20 protein-coding genes, 1 tRNA gene and 2 pseudogenes are annotated in these 25,820 nt (G+C 29.4%); 12 read left to right on the plus strand and 11 right to left on the minus strand.

Going from position 1 to position 25,820, the window contains the following annotated elements:
• Window positions 1–2: 2 nt before the first annotated feature.
• The 3 genes from frr to L8X40_RS06015 all read right to left on the minus strand — a co-directional run bounded on the left by frr (window position 3) and on the right by L8X40_RS06015 (window position 1,721).
• Window positions 3–560: a ribosome recycling factor gene (gene frr, locus L8X40_RS06005; protein ID WP_066006378.1), complete on the minus strand. Its 558-nt coding sequence runs from the start codon at window positions 558–560 to the stop codon at window positions 3–5.
• 13 nt (window positions 561–573) lie between these two features.
• Window positions 574–918: a preprotein translocase subunit SecG gene (gene secG / locus L8X40_RS06010; RefSeq protein WP_087699853.1), complete on the minus strand. Its 345-nt coding sequence runs from the start codon at window positions 916–918 to the stop codon at window positions 574–576.
• A gap of 101 nt (window positions 919–1,019) precedes the next feature.
• Window positions 1,020–1,721 carry a Bax inhibitor-1/YccA family protein gene (locus L8X40_RS06015; protein WP_087699855.1) on the minus strand — a complete coding sequence of 234 codons (702 nt, stop codon included), beginning with the start codon at window positions 1,719–1,721 and terminating at the stop codon, window positions 1,020–1,022.
• Between the two features lie 160 nt (window positions 1,722–1,881).
• Between L8X40_RS06015 and L8X40_RS06020 the strand changes: the two genes are divergently transcribed.
• Entirely contained in the window at window positions 1,882–2,520 is a 639-nt protein-coding gene (locus tag L8X40_RS06020; protein ID WP_087699857.1) for a carbonic anhydrase, read from the plus strand.
• Window positions 2,517–4,388: a mechanosensitive ion channel family protein gene (locus tag L8X40_RS06025; RefSeq protein ID WP_087699859.1), complete on the plus strand. Its 1,872-nt coding sequence runs from the start codon at window positions 2,517–2,519 to the stop codon at window positions 4,386–4,388. The genes L8X40_RS06020 and L8X40_RS06025 overlap by 4 nt, the downstream gene beginning before the upstream one ends.
• On the opposite strand, the gene L8X40_RS06030 is transcribed toward L8X40_RS06025, so the two are convergent.
• Both L8X40_RS06030 and L8X40_RS06035 read right to left on the minus strand, forming a co-directional pair.
• The gene (locus L8X40_RS06030) at window positions 4,385–4,699 is read right to left on the minus strand and encodes a hypothetical protein (RefSeq protein ID WP_261545158.1); all 315 of its coding nucleotides are present in this window, start codon (window positions 4,697–4,699) and stop codon (window positions 4,385–4,387) included. The two genes, L8X40_RS06025 and L8X40_RS06030, sit on opposite strands and share 4 nt — an antisense overlap.
• Window positions 4,700–4,730: 31 nt before the next feature.
• A complete protein-coding gene (locus L8X40_RS06035; RefSeq protein WP_263667530.1) occupies window positions 4,731–5,093 on the minus strand; it encodes a hypothetical protein in 363 nt (120 codons plus the stop codon).
• Between the two features lie 98 nt (window positions 5,094–5,191).
• Between L8X40_RS06035 and L8X40_RS06040 the strand changes: the two genes are divergently transcribed.
• From L8X40_RS06040 to L8X40_RS08605, 4 genes and pseudogenes are all read left to right on the plus strand, one after another.
• Window positions 5,192–10,477, plus strand: a complete 5,286-nt coding sequence (locus L8X40_RS06040) for an MG2 domain-containing protein (protein ID WP_263667531.1) — start codon at window positions 5,192–5,194, stop codon at window positions 10,475–10,477.
• A gap of 47 nt (window positions 10,478–10,524) precedes the next feature.
• Entirely contained in the window at window positions 10,525–12,678 is a 2,154-nt protein-coding gene (gene pbpC / locus L8X40_RS06045) for a penicillin-binding protein 1C (protein WP_318530022.1), read from the plus strand.
• Between the two features lie 193 nt (window positions 12,679–12,871).
• Window positions 12,872–13,501 (plus strand): annotated as a pseudogene (locus tag L8X40_RS08600) (hypothetical protein); the annotation flags it as partial.
• A 1,071-nt stretch (window positions 13,502–14,572) separates the two neighbouring features.
• Window positions 14,573–14,953 (plus strand): annotated as a pseudogene (locus L8X40_RS08605) (methyl-accepting chemotaxis protein); the annotation flags it as partial.
• 23 nt (window positions 14,954–14,976) lie between these two features.
• Here L8X40_RS08605 and L8X40_RS06055 read toward each other — a convergent pair.
• A complete protein-coding gene (locus L8X40_RS06055) occupies window positions 14,977–15,960 on the minus strand; it encodes an argininosuccinate synthase (protein ID WP_214100431.1) in 984 nt (327 codons plus the stop codon).
• Window positions 15,961–16,025: 65 nt separating this feature from the next.
• Window positions 16,026–17,813: a DNA primase gene (gene dnaG, locus L8X40_RS06060; RefSeq protein WP_263667536.1), complete on the minus strand. Its 1,788-nt coding sequence runs from the start codon at window positions 17,811–17,813 to the stop codon at window positions 16,026–16,028.
• A gap of 74 nt (window positions 17,814–17,887) precedes the next feature.
• Here dnaG and L8X40_RS06065 point away from each other — a divergent pair, with 74 nt between their 5' ends.
• Genes L8X40_RS06065 through L8X40_RS06090 form a run of 6 tightly spaced genes read left to right on the plus strand, consistent with a single transcriptional unit; the run spans window position 17,888 to window position 22,789 of the window.
• On the plus strand, window positions 17,888–18,850 hold the full coding sequence (locus tag L8X40_RS06065) for a hypothetical protein (RefSeq protein ID WP_261545154.1): 963 nt from the start codon (window positions 17,888–17,890) through the stop codon (window positions 18,848–18,850).
• Window positions 18,847–19,287: a ribonuclease HI gene (gene rnhA, locus L8X40_RS06070; protein ID WP_087699143.1), complete on the plus strand. Its 441-nt coding sequence runs from the start codon at window positions 18,847–18,849 to the stop codon at window positions 19,285–19,287. The genes L8X40_RS06065 and rnhA overlap by 4 nt, the downstream gene beginning before the upstream one ends.
• The gene (gene rnc, locus L8X40_RS06075) at window positions 19,280–19,948 is read left to right on the plus strand and encodes a ribonuclease III (RefSeq protein ID WP_087699145.1); all 669 of its coding nucleotides are present in this window, start codon (window positions 19,280–19,282) and stop codon (window positions 19,946–19,948) included. Before rnhA ends, rnc begins: the two co-directional genes overlap by 8 nt.
• Window positions 19,945–21,033, plus strand: coding sequence for a chorismate synthase (aroC, locus tag L8X40_RS06080; protein WP_087699147.1), 1,089 nt, complete (start codon window positions 19,945–19,947; stop codon window positions 21,031–21,033). Before rnc ends, aroC begins: the two co-directional genes overlap by 4 nt.
• 54 nt (window positions 21,034–21,087) lie before the next feature.
• On the plus strand, window positions 21,088–22,131 hold the full coding sequence (locus L8X40_RS06085; protein WP_087699150.1) for a Cj0069 family protein: 1,044 nt from the start codon (window positions 21,088–21,090) through the stop codon (window positions 22,129–22,131).
• A gap of 31 nt (window positions 22,132–22,162) precedes the next feature.
• A complete protein-coding gene (locus L8X40_RS06090; protein ID WP_087699152.1) occupies window positions 22,163–22,789 on the plus strand; it encodes a trimeric intracellular cation channel family protein in 627 nt (208 codons plus the stop codon).
• Here the strand turns inward: L8X40_RS06090 and L8X40_RS06095 are convergent.
• The 4 genes from L8X40_RS06095 to nhaA (L8X40_RS06110) all read right to left on the minus strand — a co-directional run bounded on the left by L8X40_RS06095 (window position 22,786) and on the right by nhaA (L8X40_RS06110) (window position 25,735).
• Window positions 22,786–23,229, minus strand: coding sequence for a GNAT family N-acetyltransferase (locus L8X40_RS06095; protein ID WP_087699154.1), 444 nt, complete (start codon window positions 23,227–23,229; stop codon window positions 22,786–22,788). The genes L8X40_RS06090 and L8X40_RS06095 overlap by 4 nt on opposite strands.
• Window positions 23,230–23,292: 63 nt before the next feature.
• Window positions 23,293–23,367, minus strand: a tRNA-Glu gene (locus L8X40_RS06100).
• Window positions 23,368–23,423: 56 nt separating this feature from the next.
• On the minus strand, window positions 23,424–24,578 hold the full coding sequence (gene nhaA, locus L8X40_RS06105) for a Na+/H+ antiporter NhaA (protein ID WP_087699156.1): 1,155 nt from the start codon (window positions 24,576–24,578) through the stop codon (window positions 23,424–23,426).
• A complete protein-coding gene (gene nhaA / locus L8X40_RS06110) occupies window positions 24,575–25,735 on the minus strand; it encodes a Na+/H+ antiporter NhaA (protein ID WP_263667537.1) in 1,161 nt (386 codons plus the stop codon). The genes nhaA (L8X40_RS06105) and nhaA (L8X40_RS06110) overlap by 4 nt, the downstream gene beginning before the upstream one ends.
• Between the last annotated feature and the right edge of the window lie 85 nt (window positions 25,736–25,820).

Here is a 25,820-nt window from a genome sequence, read left to right on the forward strand (position 1 = left end):
TATCAAACCTTTAAAAGTTCTACTTCTTTATTTTTAACTAATTCATCTACTTTTGCTGTGTAGTTATCAGTTTGCTTTTGAACTTCATCATAAGCTTTTTTAGCCTCATCTTCTGAAATTGCTTTATCTTTTTCTAATTTTTTAACCGCATCATTTGCATCTTTTCTAATATTTCTAATAGCTACTTTAGCTTTTTCTCCCATAGCTTTAGCATTTTTAGCATTTTCTTCTCTTTGTTCTCTTGTCATAGGAGGGAAGAATAATTTTACACTTTCGCCATCATTGTTTGGATTTACCCCTATGTTTGCTGCAGCTATAGCACTTTCTATAGCTTTTAGCATTGATTTCTCCCAAGGAGTAATACTAATGGTTGAAGCATCGGTTGCTAAAACCGTTGCTACTTGATTAAGCGGGGTTGCACTACCATAATAATCTACATGAATATGATCAAGTATGTTGATATTTACTTTACCAGTTCTTATAGTGGTAAAATCTTTTTTTAAAGCCTCTAGACTTTTGTCTGATTGTTGTTTTTGCTTAGTATAAATTTCATTTAGCATGGTATTTCCTTTTTTATTTGCTAGTATTGCTTTCACTAATCGGAGCACTTGGTGCGACTGGAATGCTAGTTGTGTTTGTTTCGGGTGCTTTTGGTAAAATTTGTTCTGCTTTTTCAGCAAGTGAATTAGAATTAGCGTTATTATACATATAACTTAGAGCAATTGTGTTGGCAATAAGTAAAATACCCATCACAAAAGTAAATTTGGCTAAAAATCCTGCAGGACCTTTTGCACCAAATAAACTTTCATTGCTTCCACTATAAGCTCCAAGTCCTATACTTGAACTTTTTTGTAATAAAACCGCAATACAAATAATCACAACAATTGCAAATTGCAAAATAATTAAAAGAGTAGTCATGAATTTTCCTTATTGAAAATAAAATGAGTATTTTAACTTAAAAAGTTTGATAAAAACTTGAAAGAGGTAAATAAAATTTGCGAGAAAAAATCTCGCAAATTTTATCTGCTATTAAAACTTCTTAAAATATTAAGAAGAGAGATGAAAAGGTTGATAAAATCAAGATAAAGTGCAACTGCACCTTCGATTGGTGTTTCATAATTGCCTCTAATGATGTTTTGAGTATCATAAAGGATGTAAAAAGAAAATAAAATCGCACCAATTCCAGAAATTGCTAAACTCACAAGTGAGCTTTGGAAAAATAGATTAATTAAAGAAGCTACTACGATAACGATTAAAGCTATAAAAAGCATTTTTCCCATCATAGTAAAATCTTTTTTTGTATTCATAGCAAATACACTTAAAGCACCAAAAGCTACTGTTGTTAAAGCAAAAGCTTGAGCGATAATACTAGCTCCTGCAGGAAGTGCTAAAACTGAATAAAGAAGTGGTGTTAAAGTAAGTCCTGAAACAAAAGTAAAGGCAAAAAGTAAAATTAAATTAAGTGGAGCCTCTCTTTTTTTCCATTGTAATGCAAACAATAAACCAATTTCAACGATAAATAAAATCCAAAAAGTTGCTTGAGATTGTGCAAATAAATGTGCCAAGGCAAAAATTCCTATGTAAGCACCTGCTGTTGCAGCCAACAATGAAGCAGCAAAAAGCTGATAAGTTTGTTTTATAAAAATGCTCAAATCGCTTCTAGCATAACCTTCAAATTCTTGAGTTTTAGAGTTAGAATAATCTCTATCATAAAGACTCATTAAAATCCTCCAATAATTTTTAAAACTAAAATTTACAAAAAAAAGATAAATGAAAGATTAAAACCACATAAAAATGCAATAAAAAATAAATTTAATCGATTTGTTTTAAGTAAAAATAATTTAGTATAATTCTTTATTAAAATGCAAAAAAGGACTTTTATTGAAAGACTTGATTAATGGTGCTTTAAAATTTATGCAAGAAGATTTTAAAGAGCATGCAGAACTTTTTAAAAGTTTAAAAAATAAGCAAAATCCTCATACGCTTTTTATAGGTTGTGCTGATTCAAGAGTAATACCAAATTTAATTACCAATACGGGTCCAGGAGAGCTTTTTGTTATAAGAAATATAGGCAATATAGTCCCACCTTATAGGGTAGGAGATGATTTTTTGGCAACTACTTCAGCTATTGAATATGCTTTTAATTCTTTGCATATAAAAAATGTTATAGTTTGTGGGCATAGTAATTGTGGAGGATGTGCGGCTTTGTATGCAAATGAAAATGATTTAAAAAATATGCCCAATGTTAAAAAATGGCTTACTTTGCTTGAGTCTATAAAAAGTAAAGTTTTGCAAGTAGCAGGAAGTGATTTAGCTATGCGTGCTTGGATGACAGAAAAAATGAATTTGGTTAATTCTTTACAAAATTTATTAACCTATCCAGGCATAGAAGATGCTTTAAATAAAAAAGAAATCGAACTTCATGCTTGGTATTATATTATCGAGACAGGAGAAATTTATGAATATGATTTTAATTTTGAAAATTTTATTTTAATTCAAGAGAGGATAAAAAAAGCATGAAAAAATTTTTTACTATAGTGATATTATGTTGTTTTATTAATATATTATATGCGCAAGAAAAAAATTCTTTAGAACATAAAGATAGTATTTTTACTTTAGTGCAAAATTACATAGAGCTTAATTTGCTTTTAGAAAGTTTTAAAAATAGTGATGTAAATAATACTGAGTTTCAAGATAATATTAAAGAAATAGAAAAGCAAAAAACTACGCTTTTGACTGCCCTTCCTTTAAAAATGGTATCTCAAAAAATTGATGATAAAGAAGCAAAAGATTTTTTAAAAACTAAAAATATTTTACAAAGAAGTGTTGAAAATGCACAGGCTAAAAAAAGATATTATGAGTATGTAGATAATAAAATAAAGCTTTTAAATTTAACTTCTGCAGAACATTTTTATCTTTGTATCTTTGAGCTAGAAAAGATTTTTGCTCAAGGAGCACAAAGTCAAGAAATAAAAAATGTTATTGATAAAAGTATTGACATGCTTAAGGAAGATTTGGTATTTAACTTTACCTTAGATAAAGAAAAAATTAATGATATTACCCAGCTTAGAACTTTAGAAACTAATGAAAATAATTTAAGAAATACTATCAAATCTTATAATGAAATTTTAGTTTATTTAAGAAACAATGCAAATCTACTTGAGACAAATTTTTTATTTACAGGTTTAGGGTTACAAAATGCAATTAATTACATCAATGAGCAAACTTCTATTAGCGGTGTGAATGTTGGAAAGATAGTTATTTCTGTTATTGTTATTGTTTTATTTTATTCTTTGAAATTTTATCTCGCAAAGATTTTGTATTTTATGTTAATACGTTTGTTTGGAAAAAATTCAGCTAATATGGAAATAAAAACCCATTTTTTGGAAAAGCTTCAAGGGCCGGTAGGTTGGTTTTTATTTGCTTATGCTATTGGAATTTGTTTTACTATTTTTTATTATCCTGCGCCTGTAGATATAAGAGTTAGCAATGTTTTATCTATAGTTTATACCATTTTAACTGCTTGGCTTGTGATAAATATTTTTGATAGCTATGGTATGGTAATAGTGGCAAAGCTTGCTGAAAAAAGTGGTAAGCGTGAAGTTGTGAATTTAATCATTAAAATTTTATATTTTATTATCATAGTAATAGCTGTTTTATTTGTTTTGGCTCATTTAGGTTTTAATATTTCGGCATTGATTGCATCTTTGGGTATTGGCGGTTTAGCTGTGGCATTAGCAGCTAAAGATATTATCGCAAATTTCTTTGCTTCTGTACTTTTGCTTTTTGATAATAGCTTTAATCAAGGCGATTGGGTTGAAATTTCAGGTATAGAAGGAACTATAGTTGAAATTGGACTTAGAAAAACAACCATTAGGACTTTTGATAATTCTTTGGTGTTTTTACCAAACTCAACCATAATGGGAACAAACATAAAAAATTGGAGTAAAAGAAAAATAGGACGCCATGTAAAATTATTTGTTGGTGTAACTTATGATGCAAAACCTGAACAACTTGAACAATGTGTAGAAGATATAAGATATTTACTAGCCACTAGCCCTTTGATAGCTCAAGTTGATGATAGTGCGTTAAATCACGGTGGAACACGTGCTAGATATAGACAAAATTTAGTTTCAGTAAATGATTTAGAAGGTTATAAAAATAGTACTTATGTAGCTGTGAGCGGTTTTGGTGCTAGTTCTATTGATATAGAGGTGTATTTTTATACTAAAGCAGTAGATGCTGCAGGTTTTAGAGCAGCAAGACAAAGCATTTTGCTTGAGTTAATGAAAATTGTTGAAAGAAATAAATTAAGTTTTGCTTTTCCTTCTCAAAGCCTTTATATAGAAAAAATCAACAAAGAAGATAAAGAAGAGTTATTATCTTAATAAGCTCTTCTTTGATCATCGCACTCTACTACTATTTTTTCAGCGATGATAATACTTCCATTTTTGCTGCCTTTAATTTTAACAAGGCTTCCTTTTTTTAGATCTTGCACATTGGCTTGTTTTTTATTGCTTCCAAAAATTCTGCAGTTATAAATATCTATATTTGTTTGGGGTAAAATGGTAATAATTAAGTTATTATCAAAACTTGTTTGAATACTTAATGTGTGTGCAGAGGTGTTTTTTAATATACCTTGAACTTTATAAGCAAATGTAAAAGTGCTAATGCAAATTAATATAAGAAAAAAACGCATTAAAATAACTCCTTTTTAGGAGTTATTTTGCTTAATAAGCTCTTTTTTTGCATTCGATTTTGATTTCTTTAGCGGTTATATTTTGAACTTGATTTGGAGTTTGTGGATTTGGTGTTGTTTGGGCATAGCCGTGAAAAACTTCAGCTTCTATAAAAGTTCCTACTTTTAAGTCTCTAAAGGTGCCGTATTTATCCATACCAAAAATACCACAATCATCCATATCAATTTCTGTATTTGGTAAAATTTTTATATTCATTTTCTCTCCATAAGTAGTGTCAATTAAAATAGTCTTTGCACCATCATTTACATCTACAATTACCCCATAAATTCCATCTGCATAAGCAAAGCCTGAAAGGCTTAAAGCTGTTAATAACGTAGCGATTTTCTTTTTCATTTTTTCTCCTTTATTTTTATGCAAGAATTATATAATTTTTTGAGTGAAGCAAGAGTGAATTTAGATATAATTTGAAAAATTTACTAAATGAGGTATATATGAGAGGATTTTTACACTATTTTTTTGCTTTTTTACTTGCAGGTTTATTAGTTGCTTGTTCTAAAAATGAGGATAAAAGTTCTGCTATAAGAGCTTATGGCTTTAATGAAAATACACAGAGTGTTTTTGTAGAGTTTAACACTAATATTATTAACCAAGAAATAGGTGTTATAAAAGAAAGAGAGATTGTTGTTAATAATCAAAAGACAAAAGTTAAATACGAGTTTGAAACGCCTACAAGATTAAATATTTTAACAACTTTGAAAGCAAACCAAAAATACGATATTTTTATAGATTTAAATGATATTTTAGCTGATGAAAAAGTACATTTAAAAGTACAAACTCCTTTTGAAAAGCTAGATATTAAAGGATATTTTCAAAACATTTCAAATGATGAAAGTATGTTAGTCTTAAATATTCAAAGTTTTTATACTCTTAATAAAGACGAGTTGTTAAAAGCTATTAAAATTACTACACAAGAAAAAGAAATTCAAGTAGATAAAATTATCATTCAAGGTGATATAGCAAGTGTGTATTCTAAAGCACTTAATATTAAAAATACTAATACTAATATAAAAGTAGTTTTTGATAAAAATATTTTAGGTTTAGAAAACAATATAGATTTAGAGTATATTTTGCTTGCAAAGAGTGAATTTGTTTTTCAAAATGCAAATATAGTTAATAAAAACATAGAATTACTTTTTTCTCAAAATATCTCACAAGATCAAAATCTAAAAGAATTGATTTTTATTGACCCTGAAGTAGATTTTAAAGCATTGGCTTTTGGAAATAAAATCAAACTTACAGGTGATTTTTCTCCAAATAAAACTTATGAAATTCAACTTGCTCAAGGAATTAAAAGTGCTAATGGAATTGGCACAAAAGAAAATTATAAAACTCAAGTAAGTTTAAAAGACTATGAGCCTTCTATAAGTTTTACAAATCAAGGAGTATTTTTATCTAGTAAAGCAAGCAAAAAAATAGCTTTTAAGAGTATGAATGTTAAAAAAGTTCATTTGGAAGTTTATCAAGTCTTTTCAAACAACCTAAGTGAATATTTAAGATATAAAAACCTTCAAGGTGCAAAAAATTTAAGTGATTATGATAGTGATATTTTTTCAGAGAGTGATTACACTAGCGAAGTAGTATTAAAAAAGGATTTTGATATAAAAAACACTAAAAATCAATGGCAAGAAAATGAAATAGTACTTGATGGTTTAAAAGATTTAAGTGGTGTATTTATAGTCAAGCTTTATTTTAAAGAAGAAGATGTCGATTATGTTTTTGATGAGGGAATGGAGAGTTGGAAAAAATATAGATTTTTCAACCAAAAGGCAAAAGTAAGTAAGAACTTAATTTTTTCAGATATAGCTTTAATTGCTCAAAATTTAAATAAAAAGCTTTTTGTAGATGTGAGGGATTTTACCACGCAAAAGGCTTTGAGTGGGGTCAGGGTTGATATAATTAGCAAAAGCAATCAAATTTTAGCTTCTAAAATGAGCGATGATAATGGTTTGGCTATTTTTGATGATATTGATGAGTCAAGAGCTTTATTTATCATTGCTTCAAAAGATAAGCAAGCTTCTATTTTACGTTTAAGTTCGCCTTTATTATATGATGGTTTTGATGTTGATGGTTTTGATTTGACTTCTCAAAATAAAGTATTTATTTATACAGAAAGAGGGGTTTATAGACCAGGTGATGCTATCCATTTAACTATGGTTGCAAGAAATGATAAAGGAGCTGTTAATCACCCTATATTTTTAAGTTTTTTTGATCCACGCAATAAAAAGCTTTTAGATAAAATCAAGCTTGATCCTTTGAGTAATGGAACTTTTTATAAAAAGATTTCACTTAGTCAACAAGCTTTAAGCGGAGTGTATTTAGCTAGGGTTGAATTTGCAAATGCGGTTTTTGATAAAGAAATTTTAGTGCAAAATATAGTGCCAAATCGTATAAAAGTATCCATGCAAGCTCCAAAAACCATAAAAGAAAATGAAAAATTAGATTTTAATATTAGCTCAAAATATCTTTTTGGAGCACCAGCAAGTAATTTACAATATCAAGCTGATTTATTTGTGAATAAAAAAGAATATAAAAATTCAAAATATCCAGAGTATATTTTTTCAAATCCTAGTGTTTTAGTGCAAAAATATCAAGATAATTTAAAAGGTATTTTAGATGAAAATGGCTTTGTAAAGCAAGAATTTGCTTTAAATGATTTTTTTAAAAATACTCCATATAATCTTGAAGCTAACATAAGGGCTAGGGTTTTTGAAAAAGGTTCAAGATCGGTTGAAGCGCTTGTGAATTCACAAGTGATATTGCATGAGTATTTTGTGGGTATTAAGCGTTTAAAAAATCACTATTTAAGCTCGGGTTCTATTATCAATTTTGAAGCCATTGTGAGTGATTTAGATGAGAATTTAATAGCAAATAGGGAAATTAAATACACTATTTATGCAAATGATTATTCTTGGTGGTGGGATTATGATAATTATGATGATTTTTTAAAATCGCTCAAAAAAGATAAAAACACACAAATCATTACTCAAGGAACTATTTTAAGCAAAGATAAACCAGTTAAAATTGAGTTTGATCCAAAAGAATACCATGGTGAAATGTTCATAGAACTTGAAGATACACAAAGTAAAACAAGCACAGGAGAGTTTTTTTATATTAGTAGTTTTGGTGCGCCAAGTAATGCTGATATAGTGAGTTCTTTAAAAATAAAAAGCGATAAAAAAGAATACAAACCAAATGAAACAGCTTATATAGAATTTGAAAGTGTTAAGGGTGCAAAAGCTATTGTTACTTTAAATGATAATGCAAAGATTTTAAAACGCTTTGTGATAGATACACATGAAGATATTACAAAGGTTGAAATTCCTATTCTTAAAGAATATATGCCAAATGTTTATGTGAGCGTGATTTTACTTCAAGATTATGATCAATATACTAATGATAGAGCCTTAAGACTTTTTGGCGTGGTGCCTTTAAATGTAGTAGATGAACAAAGTAAAATCGAGCTTGATTTAAAAGCACCGGATAAAATCATGCCAAAACAAGATTTTGAAGTAGAAATTCAAAGTAAAAATAAACAAAGTTATACTTATACACTAGCTATTGTAGATGAAGGTTTGCTTGATGTGAATGCTTTTAAAACTCCAGATATTTGGGGGTATTTTTATCAAAAAATTCGCTTTAACATGAGCATATATGATACCTATGATAAAATCATTGCTAAAAATATTTCTAATGCTTCTAAGGTATTAACTACAGGTGGTGATGTTTTCTTAGAAAGTAGAGCAAATAAAAGCAAAAACGATGAAAAAACAAGACGCTTTAAACCGGTTGTATTGTTTCAAGAGCCAGTGCAAAGTGATGAAAATGGTTATGCAAAATTAAAATTTAATATGCCATCATACTTAGGTTCGGTTAGAGTTATGGTGGTGGCAAACAACTTAGCAGGTTTTGGCAGTGCTTCTAAAGATATCCAAGTTAGTGCACCTGCTGTGATGCTTGAAACTTTACCAAGGGCTTTAAGACTTGATGATGAGTTTAAGCTTTTGGTGCAAGTATTTAAGGTAGATGATGATGTAAAAAATGCAAAACTTAAACTAAAAACAAAAAATTCACTCATAAATTTTGAAAACGATGAAATTTTGATTGATTTTGGCAATGAAAAAAGCAAAGATATTTATGTTAATGCAAAAGTAAATTCAAACAAGCTTGGAGTGGAAGAAATAGAGTTAAGTTTAAATGTAAAAGATTACACCTATACTCAAAATACGCAAATTGATATAAAAGCTATAAATACCATTACTTATGAGGGTAAATCTTTTAAAATTCCTGCAAATACTTCTATGGAGTTTAAAATTACACAAGATTATATTAATCCAGTGGCGTTTTTGAGTGTGAGTTCTAAGCCTATTTTGAATATAAATCATAGACTAAAATACTTGCAAAATTATCCTTATGGATGTATAGAACAAAGCACTTCAGCAGTTTTACCACAACTTTTTTTGCAAAAACTTGATCAAGGAGCAAATGAACAAAAAAATATCAACAATATTAATACATTGTTAAGTAAATATGCAAATTTTCAAACTGCTAATGGTGGTTTTGCTTATTGGCAAGGACTTAAAGATTCTGATGCTTGGGGAAGTAACTATGCAGGTATGTTTATGATTTTGGCTAAAGAAAGAGGCTATTATGTGAGTGAGGGAATGTTTAAAGCATGGCTTGATTATCAAAAACGCTATGTTTTAAAAGCTCAAACAAATAAAGAAATTAGAATAAATTCTTTATATCTTTTAGCTTTAGCCAAAGAGCCAAATTTAAGCATAATGAATGCTATTTATGAAGATAGTGCTTATTTGCAAAGCTTAAACAATGTAAGTCTTTGGCAACTTAGCGCAGCTTATAAATTAGCAGGTTTTGATGAGGTAGCTTTAAATATAGCTAAAAACTTAAGCACAAAGCCTGATGAAAAAACTAATTACACTTATACTTATGGATCTTTTTTAAGAGATGAAGCTATTATTGCAAATGCGTATAAAATAATCTATGGTAAAGATAATGATGAATTATTAGATGATATTAAAAAAACTTTAGAAAGCCAAGCTTGGCTTAGCACTCAAAGCACAGGCTATGCTTTATATGCTTTGGCAAATAGCTTTAGTGATGAAAGCTCTAAAGTTATCAATGCAAGAGTAAAAATTAATGGTGAGAGTAAAAAGCTCAATGCAAGTTTTTCTAAATTTGAGTTTAATCAAGGCAGTGCTTTGATAGAAGCTAAAGAAGATACTTTTGTACATTTTGGAGTAGAGGGTATTAAAAAAGGTATTGCTGAGCCTTTTGCACAGCGTATGTATATAGAAAGAAGTTTTTATGATGAAAATGGAAATGAAATAGATGAAAGTGCTATAAAAAGCTCTCAAATTTTTTATATGAAATTAAAAATATCAAATAAAAATTATCCAGGTGCTTCTAATATAGCTTTAACTCAAATTTTACCAAGTGGGTGGGAAATAGTGCATGATCTTTTAGATGATGAAACTCCTGATTTTGTGAAAAATTCTTATTATGATTTTGTTGATATAAGAGATGATAAGATCATGTATTTCTTCCCTTTATATTCTGATGAATCAAGAGAATTTTTTGTGAAATTAAGTGCTGTTACTCCGGGTGTTTATACTTTGAGTGGAGCTTATGCTGAAGCAATGTATGACAATGCCTATAGAACTTTAAGTGAGAGTAAAAAAGTCAAAGTAGTGCAGTGAAAATTAAAATAAGCCTTGCGATATGCTTTTTAAGCCTATGTTTTTACATGGGCTTGATTTATTTTAGTTTTGATAGCAAGGATTTATTTAAAGGCACTTATAGTAAGGTTTTGCTTGATAAAAATAAAGAAATTCTTAGTGTATTTTTAGATGCTAATGAACAATGGCATTTAGAGAGTGAGTTTATACCGCAAAAATTAAAAAGTGCAGTTATTTTATATGAAGATAAAAATTTTTATTCTCATTATGGAGTAGATTTTTTAGCACTTATAAGAGCTTTTAAAAATAATCTTTTTTCAAGTAAAAGAAGTGGTGCAAGTACAATTTCTATGCAAACAATCAAACTGCTAGAGCAAAACAAACGCACATATTTTAATAAATTTAATGAAATCATCAAAGCTTTTGCTTTAGAAAGTGCTTATGAAAAAGATGAAATTCTAAAGCTTTATTTAAACAATACTCCTTATGGAGGAAATTTAGTAGGTGTTGCAAGTGCTGGTTTGTTTTATTTTGAAAAAGATTTAAAAGATCTTACTTGGAGTGAAGCAGCTTTGCTTGCTGTGCTTCCTAATAATCCGGGTTTAATTAATCTTGAAAAAAACAAAGATAGACTTTTAAAAAAACGTAATGCCTTACTTGATAGGCTTTTTGAAAAGGGATATTTTTCTAAAGATATTTTAACTCTTGCAAAGGCTGAAAAACTTCCTAGCTTTAAAGCAAGAAAAAACTTAGCTCCGCATTTAGCGCGTAGGCTTTTAGTAGATAAAGAAAAAATCATTTCTAGTATAGATAAAAAGATTCAAATCAAATTCGAAGAAAAAGCCAAAGAATATTCTTATAAACTACAACAAAAAGGCATAAAAAATTTAGCTATATTGTTAGCAGATACCAAGACAAATAAAGTTTTAGCTTATGTAGGCTCTAATGATTTTTATGATTTTGCAAGTTTTGGTCAAGTTGATGGGGTGATAGCAAAGCGTAGTGTGGGTTCAACTTTAAAACCTTTACTTTTTGCTTTTGCCATAGATGAAGGGCTTATAGTGCCTGAATCTTTAGTGCTTGATGTGCCTACATTTTTTTCCAATTTTGCTCCACAAAATGCAAATAAAAAATACCATGGTTTTATTAGCGTAAAAGAATCTTTACAAAAATCACTTAATATTCCTTTTGTAAGCTTACTTGCAGAATATGGGTATGAGAAGTTTTTTTATAAACTCAAAGATATTTTAGATTTTGAAGATGAAAATTTTAAAAAATATGGACTTTCTTTGATTTTGGGTACAAAAGAGTTTAGTTTAGAAGATATGGTAAAAATTTATCTAGGACTTGGAAATTATGGAAATTTTAAAGAGCTTTTATATGAAGAAAATGCATTTACTAAAGAAGATAAAAAACTTATTAGTGATGGAGCAAGCTTTTTAACCTTGCAAACTTTAAAGGATTTAGATAGAGTGGGTTTGAAACAGTATGATTTTAATACTATCATCTCTTGGAAAACAGGCACAAGTTATGGCAGAAAAGATGCTTGGGCTATAGGAACTTCTCCAAAATATACTTTAGGAGTATGGGTTGGAAATTTTAATGGCGAAGCAAATGCAAATTTATATGGTGTAAGTATAGCAGGGGAATTGTTTTTTGAGCTTTTAGCTTTACTTGATAGAGTTAATTTAGAATTTGAAAAACCTAATGATTTAGTTACTATCAAAATTGAAAATCAAACAGGATATAGATATGATTATAAATTTGGCTTTAAAGAAGTACTTTACCCACAAAGTGCAAATATCTTAAGAACTTCACCATTTTTAAAAGAAGTTTTTATGTACAAAAACAAAGAAGTTGATTCTTTAGATAAAAATTTTATTCACGCAAAGAAAAAGATTATATTAAATTTACCTTCTAACGCTCAAGCTTTTTTTGCTAAAGAAAAACAAAATTTACAAAGTTCTAACCAAAATTTAAAAATCATATATCCATTAAATAATCTTAATATTGTTTTGCCAAAAGACTTAAAAAGTAAGCAAAAACTACTGGTAAAACTTGTAAATCCTAAAAAAGAAAAGCTTTTTTGGTATTTAAATCAGGAATTGATTTTCGAAGGTAAAGAAGAGGCTTTACCTTTAGACTTAAAAAAAGGTAAATATACTCTTAATATTATTAGTGAGACCGGAGAAGCTGAATTTATTACTTTTAATATATTTTAAACAAAAATAAGAAAAAATTATTGCTAAAAAACGCGTATCCCCCCCCCATTTTATAGGCTTTAGTGTAAAAAAGTAAAGTTTTATAATTTTGTTTAAAATAATAAATAAAATTATAATAATTTTTATTATTTTTTAATAAAAAAGATTTATAATAACAAAAAATTTTTACCACTTAATATCTAAGGAGAAAAAAATGCGTAATTGGAGTCTTGGTGCAAAGATTGTTGCTATAACAATCATTACAGTAATTTTAATTTTAAGCATATTATCTTTGCTTATTATTAATAGGTCTACTACTATTTTAAACTCACAGATAGAAAATACATTAACAGCTTCTGTGCATCGCTATGGAAATCAAGCTGAAGCTTCTATAAAATCTTTATTTGTAAGCGCTATAGGTACTCAAAGAACTTTAAATAATCTTATTTCAGAAGGTGCCATAAATCCAAAAAGAATAGAAAATATTCTTGGAGAGGCTATTGATGCTAATAGAGAGATTGCTTATGGTTATTATTTTTTGCAAGATGGAACAGCATATAGAAATTTAGGTGTTGATGATAAATATTTTACAAACCAAAATGAATTTATGATTTTAATGCGTGATGCTGATATTGTAAATTCTGGTGGTATGGAAACTTTGGCAGCAAGCGAAGAGGTTGCAAGTACTCAAGCTATTAAAAATTTAATGAGCGGTGATAAGCTTTATTTTGGTGAGCCAAGATGGTATAACATTCATGGAAATAAATTTCTAGGACTTAATGTTGCTGCGCCTATAACAGATAAAAAAGGTAAAGCAATAGGTGTTGTTGGTATGCTTTTTGATCTTAAGCCTATTGCTACGTTTTTAAATGATTCATCAAGATCAATTTATCAAGGAGCAAGAAGAATTTTAATAGCAAGCAATGGCGTTATAGCTACACATCCAAATGCAGATTTTGTGACAAAGAAAATTACTGAAGTAAATAAAAATGCATCACATGTAGTTGAAGCACAAAAAACTATTCACGCTGGAGCGATTGACTATAAAGCAGATGATGGCGGTGAATATCATGGTGCTATAAGAGTATTTGAAGTGTGGCCAAACACCGGAATTCATTGGGCTATGTTGGCTATTGTTCCAAATGAATCTGTATATGCACCTATCGTGGATTTAAGGAATATTATTTTAGTTAGTTCAGTTATAGCAGTGATTTTTATTGTGATTGTTATTAGCACTTCAGTAAAAAGAATTGTTTCCATAAGAGTGCAAAGATTGCAAACTCACTTAATGAAATTCTTTAAATATTTAAATCATGAAGCTTCGACAGTTGAAGTTTTAACTCCTAGATATAATGATGAGCTTGGAAAAATGGCGTTAATGATTAATGACAATGTTCAATATATTCACACATGTTTAGAAAAAGACGATATAACCGTGCAAAATATTTTAGAAGTTTCTTGTGATATAGAAAAAGGACATTTTACTCAAAGAATAGAAGCAAATCCTGTTAATCCAAAGCTTGTAGAACTAAAAGAAGTACTAAATAAAATGCTTGATGATATGCAAATGAAAATTGGTAAAGACTTAAATGAAATAGAAAGAGTATTTGCTAGTTTTCAAAATCTTGATTTTTCAGATAAACTTGATAATGCAGAAGGTGAGATAGAAAAATCACTTAATGCAGTTGGTGCAGAAATTAGAAAAATGCTTCAAACTTCTTTAAATCAAGGAGAAGTATTGCAACAAAAAGCTGATTCATTAAAAGAAAGCGTTACTCAACTTAATGAAGGAGCGCAAAAACAAGCTGATTCTTTACAAGAAAGTGCGGCCGCAGTTGAAGAAATGAGTGCTTCTATGAATGCAGTGGCAGCAAGAACTGAAGAGGTTATTAAACAAAGTAGTGATATTAAAGATGTAACTGATGTTATCAGAGATATTGCAGATCAAATTAACCTACTTGCATTAAATGCTGCTATTGAAGCTGCACGTGCAGGTGAGCACGGACGTGGCTTTGCTGTTGTTGCTGATGAAGTCAGAAACCTAGCAGAAAGAACTCAAAAGTCTTTAGGTGAGATTGAAGCTAATACTAATATCTTAGTTCAATCTATTAATGAAATGGGTGAGAGTATTAAAGAGCAAGCTTTAGGGATTTCACAAATCAATCAAGCTGTTTCAGTAATAGATGGTTTAACTAAAGAAAACTCACAAATTGCACATGCAACTAATTCTGTAGCAAATGAGGTTGATTTAATGTCGGCTGAAATAGTGGCAGATGTTAGAAGAAAGAAATTTTAAAAAACTACCCTTTAAAGGGTAGTTTAATTTATAAAATACTCTTGAATTTTGTTTTTATCTTCAAAGGCCATACTTTGAAAAATTTTATCTTTAAAGCCTATTTTGTATTTTGTATTATTTTGAGTTTTAGCATAAGTTAGGGCTATGCTAAATGCAAGATCAAGATCTTGAGGATTAATGTTTTCATCCACTAAAGAATAAGCACCTATTAAATCAAAGAGTTTTAATTCTTCATATTTTTGAGTTTTTAATTCTTTTAAAAATTGATTTTCTAGCTCATTTCTACCTATTATCATTTTAGAGCCATTTGGAAGTCTTAAATGACGTCCGTATTTTAAAAGTTGTGCATCATTAACTTGCATATTTTTATCAAATTTAATGAAATCTTTGATTTTATTTGAAAAACTCTCAAGTGTAAGCAAGCATCCACCACCTGGACTTTCAAAATCTTCAAAACCAAATTTGGCAGCTAGTTCAAGTTGTCTTTTTCTGCTTCTTCCGCTGATGTTTTCTAACTTTTCTCTATCAACCCAACCCTCACGTTCGGGCTTAGTTAAAGGTAAATTTTTAGCACACATTGGACGCAAGATTAAATCTTCTTCATCAAGAGCTAGTTTCTTTACCTTGGCCATAGCATCATTTCTTTGGCTCATAGGACGTTGACCAACTACTTCTCCTGTGATGATAAAACTTGCATTTTCATCTTTCAACATAGAAAGAGCGGTTTTAAACATAAAAGCATGGCAATCTATACAGGGGTTAAAATGTTTTCCATAGCCATATTGAGGATTAAATAAAACTTCTTGTAAGTATGCATTTCTCACATCTATCATCTCAAAACTAGCCCCTGCCATAGCAGCGCGTTTTGCCATGAGTTCGCTTTTATCACTTGTGCCACCAAAGCCTATATTGATATTTAAAGCTTTTACTTCTATACCTTGAGAGCTTATGAGTTTTATAGCAAGCATAGAATCAAGCCCACCACTAAAAAGTGCTAATGCTTTCATTTTTTCCTTTCGAAATTTTTGGCATATTGTAATAAATGTTTTTTAATTTTTATACAAGTTTTTATTTAAAAAACTTCTTCTTCAAAGTTATGATGAATTGCTTTTTTATCTTTTATATTTTTTTGCAATCTACTTAAAAATAATTCTAAGCTTTCCTCATCATCTAAAAATTGTATATTTTTTAAAACTTCCATTAGATGATTAAAAAATTTTTCATCGTTTTGATAGTTTTTTTTGATTTTTTCTAAATTTTGATTGAGTAAATTATAAATTTGCTTTTTAAGTGCTTGCTTTAAGTTTATATTTTTTAATTTATTAAAATAAGCAAAATTAATTTTGCAAATAGCATATAAAAATTCTTCTAAATTGCTTAAAATTTTAATATTTTCAATCTCATAAAGTTCTCTTATACTAGGATCATTAAAGTCTTTTTGTTCTAAAATAGCCTTAGCAATATCTTGATGTAAGAAATATTCTTTTGCGCTTAAAAGTTTAAAAAGTCCTATGGCTTTTTGGTTTTCATATAAAAATTTCAAAAGCTCCAACTCGCTTATATTATTGATTTTGCTTTGTTTGATGGGAATGGTAAAGTTTATATTTTTTCTTATATTTTTAGAAAGTTTTATATCGTTAACATTTACCCCTAAAAGATTTGCTACTAAGGTAGTGTAGGAATTTGCTATTAAAGGTTCAAGGCCAAAAGTGTATTTTTGCACCTCTTCTAAGGCTTTTTGCTTACTAAGTGCTGAGTTTAAATCAAAATTTGTGATTAAGCTTCTTATATAAAATTCTCCAAGTTCTATACCTTTTTCTAAAATATTAAAAAGTAATTTTTCTTGATGGCTTGCTACGAGTTCAGCTGGATCTTTTCCACCTTCTATTAAGACTACTTTTCCATCAATTTTTGCTAAGCTTAATAAATGCGCTGAACGCACAGCTGCATTAAGTCCTGCGTTATCATTATCAAAGCACAAAATCACTCTTGCTTCTAGTCTTTTTATTAAAGGTATGTGATTTTCTCCTAAAGCTGTTCCTAAAACCGCTACAGCATTTTTAAATCCTGCTTTATGAAAGGCTATAGCGTCCATATAACCCTCGCAAATTATCATTTCTTTTTGCTTATAAATAGCATCTTTTGCTAAATTGAGTGCATAAAAAACGCGTGATTTGTCAAAAAGTTTACTTTGGGGTGAATTAACATATTTTGCCATATTGTTTTCATCTAAAGTTCTACCACCAAAACCTATGAGTAAATTTTTATGATCATAAATACTAAAAGTAATGCGGTTGATAAAACTTGCATAAGCACCATTTTCATTTTGTTTTATTGCACCTACTTCTAGGGCTTCTTCTTGAGTGATTTGTTCATTTTGTAAAAGTCTTAGTGTTTCATTAGAGCTTGGTGCAAATCCTAGTTCAAAGGTTCTAATATCTTCATCATTTAAACCTCTTTTATAAAGATAAACTAAAGCTTCTTTATTTTTAGCTAAATTTTGTTTATAAAAAGCATTAAGAATAGGTAAGATATGGATGATGGATTTTTTGTTATCTTGTTTTTGTGAGGTGTAAGTAAGTGAAAAATTACTCCACGAAGCGACTTTTTCCACTGCTTCAACAAAGTTTAATTTCTCATAATCCATTACAAATTTAAAAACATTACCCCCAGCCTTACATGCAAAACAATGATAAAATCCTTTAATGGAATTAATATGCATACTAGGATTTTTATCATCATGAAAAGGGCAAACGCATACATAGCTTGAGCCTTGTTTTTTCACTTCAACATAGTGAGCTATGATATCAACAATATCTGTTTTTTGTAAAAGTTGTTCTATACTTGCTTGTTCTATCATCTTTAAACCTTAAAGAAAATTATATAAGCATTTAGCTATAATTGTTATAAATTTGAAAATTAAGTTGCAAGGTTATGGATTTTTTCTTTGTAGAATACCGCGATCCTTTATTTGGTCTTATTGTTTTAACCGCTTTAGTTTTTATCATAGCTAGCTCACATTATATATGGCGTATTTTTGCAAATAAGGACCAAAAAAGCAAACTTGATCGCTTTGTAAAAAAATTTGAAATTAACTCTACACATCAACAAATTTTAAAAAATGCTAATTTAAGCATTGAAAATTTAAATTTTTTAGCTCAAATTTTTACTAAAAGTGGTGAATTTGAAAAAGCTGTAGGGATTTATCTTATAGCTTTGCAAAAATCAAATGAGGCAAGCCAAAAAGAGTTTATCTTTTTTTCGCTAGCACAAGTTTATCTAAAAGCAGGATTTTTAGAGCGTAGCGTAGAAGCTTTATTGAATGCTTTAAAAATCAAAGCACGCAATAAAGAAAGCTTAAAACTTTTGAAAATTGTTTATTTAAAACTTAAAGATTATGATAAGGTTTTAGATGTTTTAGAATGTTTGTTTGAGCTAGGAGAAAATATATATGCAGAAAAAGCTTTAATAAAGGCTTTGAAAATTCAAACAAGCTCTAAAGAGCAAGAGCAAAAAATAAAAGAAATTTTAGCTTTAAGTAAGAATAATGAGTTTATTTTAAGACTTTGCTTTTTGCATTATAAAGACAAACTTACTCAAATGCCTAAATTTGAAAATATCATTGATTTGCTTAATGAATGCAAAAGCCCGCTTAATCTTGAAGATGAAAAATATCATGAGTTTTTTTATGCAAAAAATTTAAGTACAAAATCTATTTCTATCAAAAATCATAAACTAAAAATTTTAAAAATTTTAAATGATAATGAGTTAAGTGCAAATCTTAGCTTTACTTATGTGTGTAATAATTGTAAAAATCAAAGTCCTTTGTTTTTTTACCATTGTCCATTTTGCTATGAATTTGGAAAATGTGAGATTTATTATGAGGTAAAAGCTTGAAAAATATTGAAATTTATACTGATGGCTCTTGTTTAAACAACCCTGGTTTTGGAGGGTGGGCTTATGTTTTAACTTATAAAAATTACCAAAAAGAACAAAGTGGGGCTTGTGAGAATACAACAAATAATCGTATGGAGTTAATGGCTATTATAGAGGCTTTAAAAGCTTTAAAAGAACCTTGTGAGGTAAAATTATACACAGATTCAAATTTAATGGTGCAAAGTATTAATGAGTGGCTTGAAGGTTGGGTAAAAAAAGATTTTAAGGGTAAAAAAAATATTGATCTTTGGAAAGAGTATTTAAAAGTAGCTAAAGATCATAAAATAACTGCTTTTTGGATCAAAGCACACAATGGCCATGAATTAAATGAGCGTTGTGATGAGCTAGCAAGAAATGCAGCCTTAAAGCTCCAAGAAGAAAGGTCAATAAATGCTTAAAAAACTCCAAGAAAGACTAAACTATCATTTTAAAAATGAGCAATTACTCATCGAAGCTTTGACGCATAAAAGTTACAAAAAGCCTTATAACAACGAAAGATTAGAGTTTTTAGGTGATGCGGTGATGGATTTAGTGGTAGGGGAGTTTTTGTTTTTTAAATTTCAAAAAGACTCAGAAGGGAACCTTTCTAAGCTTAGAGCAGCTTTGGTGAATGAAAAATCTTTTGCAACCTTAGCGCAAAAACTTGATCTTGGAACATGTATTTTTATGTCTATTGCAGAAGAAAACAACGATGGACGCAATAAGCCTTCCATACTTTCTGATGCTTTTGAAGCACTAATGGGAGCTTTGTATTTAGAAATAGGTTTTGAAAAAACTAAAAATATAGCATTAAATTTGCTTAATGAAGTTTATCCGCATATTGACACGCAAAGTTTGTTTAAAGATTATAAAACAAGATTGCAAGAAATTACACAAGCAAATATGGCGGGCACTCCTGAGTATATTGTAGTAAAGGCTTTTGGGCCTGATCATAAAAAGCAATTTGAAATTGCAGTAAAAATTCAAGGCATAGAAGTAGCAAGATCTACAGCAGGTAGTAAAAAAGAAGCCCAGCAACAATGTGCTAAAATCGCACTTGAAAAATTAGGAAAACTATGAATAGCTTTGGAGTAAGATTTAAATTTACAAGCTTTGGCGAATCTCATGGTCAAGCTATAGGTTGTGTGATAGATGGTATGCCAGCAGGGGTGAAGTTTGACTTTGATTTTTTACAAGAAATGCTAGATAAAAGAAAACCAGGTCAAAATAAATTTAGTACTCCTAGAAAAGAAGAAGATAAAGCTCAAGTTTTAAGTGGAGTTTTTGAAGGTTATACAACAGGAACTCCTATAAGTGTTTTGGTGTATAATGAAAATACACGTTCAAAAGATTATGAAAAAGATGTATTTCGTCCAGGGCATGCTGATTTTACTTATTATCACAAATATGGTATTAGAGATTATAGAGGTGGTGGAAGAGCTAGCGCTAGAGAAAGTGTAGCAAGAGTAGCAGCAGGAGCTTTAGCTTGTATGCTTTTAAAAGAGTTTGATATAGAAATAATGAGCGGAGTTTTTGGAGTAGGAAGTATTGATAGTAAACTTAGCAATGATGAGTTTGATTTTGATTATGCTAAAAATAGTGAAGTTTATGCTTTAGATAAAAATTTAGAACAAAACTTTAAAGATGAAATTTTGAAAGCCAAAAAGGCTAAAAATAGTATAGGTGCAAGAGTTTTTACTAGAGTAAAAAATCCTATCAAAGGCTTAGGTGAGCCTTTGTATGATAAACTTGATTCAAAACTTGCTCATGCAATTATGGGTATAAATGCGGTTAAAGCTGTAGAAATAGGAAGTGGTATTCAAAGTAGTTATATGAATGGAAATGAAAATAATGATGAATTAAAATATGGAGTGTTTTTAAGCAATCATAGCGGAGGATTGTTGGGTGGAATTTCTAATGGAAATTTTATTGATATAAAAACATATTTTAAACCAACCCCTTCTATATTTTTGCCCCAACAAACACAAAATATTCAAGGAGAAAATATTATACATGAGTTAAAAGGTAGACACGATCCTTGTGTAGGTATAAGAGGTAGTGTTGTAGTAAATGCTATGGTAGCGGTTTGCATGGCCGATGCTTTACTTTTAAATGCAAGCTCAAATTTGCAAAATTTACAACGTATTTATGGAAAAAATAAATAAAAATTTAATACTTGTTTTGATATGATGATAAAATATCTTTAAAAAGGGAGCAATATGAAAAAAAATATCGTATTTTTTGAAGTTAGAGGTGGTAGTGACAAAGGTGAAGATGGCCATAGAAAAGATACTATGCCTATGGTAAATGCTTTAAAAGAACAAGGTTGGAATGCTGAGGTTATCTTCTTTGAAGTAGAAAAAAAAGATGAAATTTATGAATATGTAAAAAATAATGCTGATGCTTATGTTTCTAGAATCAACCCAGGAAATTTAAAAGAAGAAAATGAGTATTTTGATATGCTTAGAAAACTTTGTGCAAATGGGGTTATAGGCATGCCTCATCCTGATGCGATGATAGGATATGGTGCTAAAGATGCTTTGACTAAGCTAAATAAAACTGCTTTAGTACCTGAAGATACTTATGCATATTATGATATTAAAACTTTTAAAGAAAGTTTCCCAAAAACTTTAGCAAAAGGTGAGAGGGTTTTAAAACAAAATCGTGGCTCAACTGGAGAGGGAATTTGGCGTGTTAGATTGATAGATGAGCTACCAGTAGGGGCTGTGAGCGTGCCATTAAACGCAAAAATCAAATGTACAGAAGCTAAAGATAACCACACAGAAGAAAGAGAGCTTGGTGAGTTTATGGATTTTTGTGAGCAATACATTGTAGGCGATAATGGTATGCTTGTAGATATGACTTTCTTACCGCGTATTAAAGAAGGTGAGATTAGAATTTTAATGCTTTATCATACTCCAATTTATGTAGTGCATAAAAAACCTGCAGAAGGTGCTGATGCATTTTCTGCTACACTTTTTTCAGGTGCAAAATATAGATATGATGAACCAAAAGATTGGCAAGAGTTGGTAGATTGGTTTTTAGCAACATTGCCAGAAATTCGCTCAAAACTTGGAAATTACGATATTCCTTTGATTTGGACAGCGGATTTTATCTTAGATACAGATGAAAATGGTAAAGATAAATATGTTTTAGGTGAGATTAATTGCTCTTGTGTAGGATTTACTTCTCCTGCTGAATTTGTTGAGCCGATTGCTAAAAAAGTAGCTCAAAATATTATTAATATCGTAAGTAAAAACTAACCCTTGTTTAAACAAGGGTTTTTAACTCATTATGCTTTTAACTATACTTTATATTATCGGAATTACCGTTGATGCAATGACAGGAGCTATTGCTGCAGGAAGGCATAAAATGGATCTTTTTGGAGTGATATTTATAGCTTTAGTAACAGCCATTGGTGGAGGTTCGATTAGAGATATTTTACTTGATCATCATCCACTAACTTGGATCAAAACTCCTGAGTATGTGATTTTAATTTGTGTTGCAGCTATGATTACAACAAAAATTGCTAAATATGTTATAAGGCTTGAAAAACTTTTTTTGATTTTAGATGCTATAGGTTTGGTTGTTTTTAGTGTTTTAGGTGCACAAATTGCAATAGAAATGGGATATGGTTTTATAGTGGCTGTGAGTTCAGCTGTGATTACTGGTGTGTTTGGTGGGATATTAAGAGATATATTATGTGCTAGGATACCACTTGTGTTTCAAAAAGAAATTTATGCAGGTGTTGCTATATTAACAGGGGCTTTGTATTATATATTGTATATTTTGGGTGTAGATGAGTTATGGGTAATTCTTGCTTCGTTGATTGTAGGAACTATAGCAAGGCTTTTGGCAATATACTATGGCTTAAGTTTGCCTATATTTTCTTTTAAAGATGGGGAAAATAAAGAAGGTTAAAATTCTATCTTATAGACTCTTAAAGGATAAGCTTCATTATCTACAATATTTTCAATAAAAATTCCATCATACTTTTCATAAAATCCTACAAGCTCTGTTAGTAGGTAAAATTTATTTATATTCTTTGTTTTTAAATCATTTTTTATAAATTTTAGCAATTGACTAGATATTTTATTTCCTCTATAATTTTCTTCAACATATAAAGCACATAAATTTGGTTCTAAATCTTTTCTTTTGTGAAAATCATTTTGTATAATCCCAGCTCCAGCTATGATTGTATTTTTATCTAAAACCAAATACCACTGAGGAATTGTTTGGCTATTAAAACTATTTTTTATACTTTTAAAATAAATCTTTTCATCAATGCCCCATTTTTCAGAAAACCATTTAGAAGCTTTTATTAATAGGTCTTTTTTATTTGATATATTAATTATACGCACAAATAAAAAAAACTCCTTATGGGAATGAAATTTATGATATTTTTATATTAGAATTTAAAAGAGTGGTGACCCATACGAGACTCGAACTCGTGTTACCGCCGTGAAAGGGCGATGTCCTAACCGCTAGACGAATGGGCCAATTAAATATAAATAAGAAATGAAATTATATCTTATTTAATTTAAAAAAAACTTAATTACTTAATAAAGCGTAAGTAAATATATCCAAATACACCAGAAGCTAATGAAGCTAATAAAATTGCAAAGTTATCCACAAAATTAAATATATCACTAACTTCATAAGCAAGTGCATCTATAAAAAAACTCATCGTAAAACCTATACCTGTAAGTATGCAAACTCCATAGAGCTGTTTAAAATTTGCATCTTTTGGTAATTTTGCAAGTTTAAATTTAATTGCCATATAAGCAAATCCAAAAACACCGAGTTGTTTTCCGATAAAAAGTCCTAAAAATATACCCATGCTTACACCACTAAATAGCATATGAGTTTGGATTTTAGAAAGATCAACCCCTGCGTTAGCAAAAGCAAAAATGGGAAGTATGACAAAAGCAATCCAAAATTTTAATCCATGTTCGATTTCTTCCAATAAAGCATGATTATTTTTTGTATATACAGGAATAAATAAAGCGGTAATAATACCGGCTAAAGTCGCATGAACTCCACTTTTTAATACACTAAGCCAAAGTAAAGTGCCAAGTATATAGTAAAAAGATTTTCTTTCATTACCTAGACGATTTAATACAAATAAACCTATAATGCAACAAAATGCTACAAAAAAAGCCAAAGTAGAAAGTTCGCTAGTATAAAAAATAGCAATGATTAAAATAGCTCCTACATCATCAAAAATTGCTAAAGACACTAAAAATATTTTTAAAGAACTTGGTATGCGTTGTTTTAACATGGCAAGTATAACTAAAGCGAAGGCGGTGTCAGTAGCTGTTGGTATAGCCCAACCCTTTAAAACATAAGCGTCGTTAAAATTAATAGCGCAAAATATTAAAGCAGGTACTACTATACCACCTATAGCAGCCATTAAAGGTAGAGTGATATTGCTAAGAGTTTTAAATTCACCTTGAACAAATTCTTTTTTTAATTCAAGTCCTATAGCAAAGAAAAAAATTGCAATAAGCCCATCATTAATCCATAGTAATGAGGGTTTAAATAACTCCCATACTCCTACTTTTATACCCATTTCCACGCTAAGAAAATCCATATAATGTTGTCCATAGGGACTATTTTTAAGCATAAGAGCAAGGATTGTTGCTCCTAAAAGCAATAACCCTCCTAATATTTCTAATGATAAAAATTTTTGATAATTCTTAATTTTCATTTTTTAAAGTTATATATAAGTTTTAGATAAAAATATCCTATTACAGCACTTAATAGTGAAGCAACTAAAATGGCTAATTTATCCGAATATGCGAAAATATTGCTGTTTTGATAAGCTAATCCATCTATAAAAAAGCTCATCGTAAAACCTATGCCTGTAAGTATACAAACTCCATAGAGTTGTTTAAAATTAACATTTTGTGGAAGCTTTGCTAGCCCCAATTTTATACTAATATATGAAAATAAAAATACTCCAATTTGCTTTCCTAAAAATAAGCCTAAGATAATTCCTAGGCTAACTGAAGAAAACATAAAGCCTGGATCCATATCTTTTAAATCAACTCCTGCATTTGCAAAAGCAAAAATAGGTAATATAAAGTAACTCACCCAAGGCGCTAAATCGTGTTCAATTTCTTTCAAAAATGATTTTCCATTTTTTGTCTCAAGTGGTATAAATAAAGCAGTAATCACACCTGCTAAAGTTGCATGCACTCCACTTTTTAACATACTTATCCAAAATACTATAGCTATGATGATATAAAAAGATTTTTTAGTAACATGGAAATGATTTAAGAGATAAAGTGCCAACATGCATACTAAAGCAGCAATCATAGCAAAAACCGATAGTTCGCTTGTGTAAAATAAAGCGATTACAATAATTGCACCCAGATCATCAAATATAGCTAAAGAAAGTAAAAATAGCTTTAAAGAACTTGGCACTTTTTTGCCTAAAAGCATTAAAATTCCAACTGCAAAAGCTACATCAGTAGCTGTTGGTATAGCCCAACCTTGTAAAGCAAAAGTATCTTTATAATTAAAAAATGCAAAAATTAAAGCAGGCACTATCATGCCACCAAGTGCAGCAAATACAGGTAGGGACATAGCTTTTATACTATTGAGTTGTCCTTTTGTAACTTCGTATTTTAGTTCAAGTCCTATAGCAAAGAAAAAAATCGCAATAAGCCCATCATTAATCCATAAAAGTAGAGGTTTAAAAATTTCTAAGCTACCTGCTTGAAATCCGAATGGAATATTTAAAAAATTGGTATATTGATCTGTTAAAGAGCTGTTTTGTAAAATTAATGCAAGTACAGTAAAAAATATTAGCAAAACGCCAGGAAAAGTTTCACTTTTGACAAGTGTATGAATTCTATGCATAAATCAAACCTTTTATTTTTACTAAAAAGGAGTATTTTAACATAAAAAGGTTTGATTTTTATATAAAAACTAATACAAAAAACTT

Origin of the sequence: Campylobacter sp. CNRCH_2013_0855 (genome assembly GCF_025773025.1) — a bacterium.
GTDB lineage: Bacteria > Campylobacterota > Campylobacteria > Campylobacterales > Campylobacteraceae > Campylobacter_D > Campylobacter_D jejuni_C.

Coding starts and splice junctions, on each gene's coding strand:
- frr (WP_066006378.1), bottom strand. CDS start 560: ATGCTAAATGAAATTTATACTAAGCAAAAACAACAATCAGACAAAAGT.
- secG (WP_087699853.1), bottom strand. CDS start 918: ATGACTACTCTTTTAATTATTTTGCAATTTGCAATTGTTGTGATTATT.
- L8X40_RS06015 (WP_087699855.1), bottom strand. CDS start 1,721: ATGAGTCTTTATGATAGAGATTATTCTAACTCTAAAACTCAAGAATTT.
- L8X40_RS06025 (WP_087699859.1), top strand. CDS start 2,517: ATGAAAAAATTTTTTACTATAGTGATATTATGTTGTTTTATTAATATA.
- L8X40_RS06030 (WP_261545158.1), bottom strand. CDS start 4,699: ATGCGTTTTTTTCTTATATTAATTTGCATTAGCACTTTTACATTTGCT.
- L8X40_RS06035 (WP_263667530.1), bottom strand. CDS start 5,093: ATGAAAAAGAAAATCGCTACGTTATTAACAGCTTTAAGCCTTTCAGGC.
- L8X40_RS06040 (WP_263667531.1), top strand. CDS start 5,192: ATGAGAGGATTTTTACACTATTTTTTTGCTTTTTTACTTGCAGGTTTA.
- pbpC (WP_318530022.1), top strand. CDS start 10,525: ATGGGCTTGATTTATTTTAGTTTTGATAGCAAGGATTTATTTAAAGGC.
- L8X40_RS06055 (WP_214100431.1), bottom strand. CDS start 15,960: ATGAAAGCATTAGCACTTTTTAGTGGTGGGCTTGATTCTATGCTTGCT.
- dnaG (WP_263667536.1), bottom strand. CDS start 17,813: ATGATAGAACAAGCAAGTATAGAACAACTTTTACAAAAAACAGATATT.
- L8X40_RS06065 (WP_261545154.1), top strand. CDS start 17,888: ATGGATTTTTTCTTTGTAGAATACCGCGATCCTTTATTTGGTCTTATT.
- rnc (WP_087699145.1), top strand. CDS start 19,280: ATGCTTAAAAAACTCCAAGAAAGACTAAACTATCATTTTAAAAATGAG.
- aroC (WP_087699147.1), top strand. CDS start 19,945: ATGAATAGCTTTGGAGTAAGATTTAAATTTACAAGCTTTGGCGAATCT.
- L8X40_RS06085 (WP_087699150.1), top strand. CDS start 21,088: ATGAAAAAAAATATCGTATTTTTTGAAGTTAGAGGTGGTAGTGACAAA.
- L8X40_RS06090 (WP_087699152.1), top strand. CDS start 22,163: ATGCTTTTAACTATACTTTATATTATCGGAATTACCGTTGATGCAATG.
- nhaA (WP_087699156.1), bottom strand. CDS start 24,578: ATGAAAATTAAGAATTATCAAAAATTTTTATCATTAGAAATATTAGGA.
- nhaA (WP_263667537.1), bottom strand. CDS start 25,735: ATGCATAGAATTCATACACTTGTCAAAAGTGAAACTTTTCCTGGCGTT.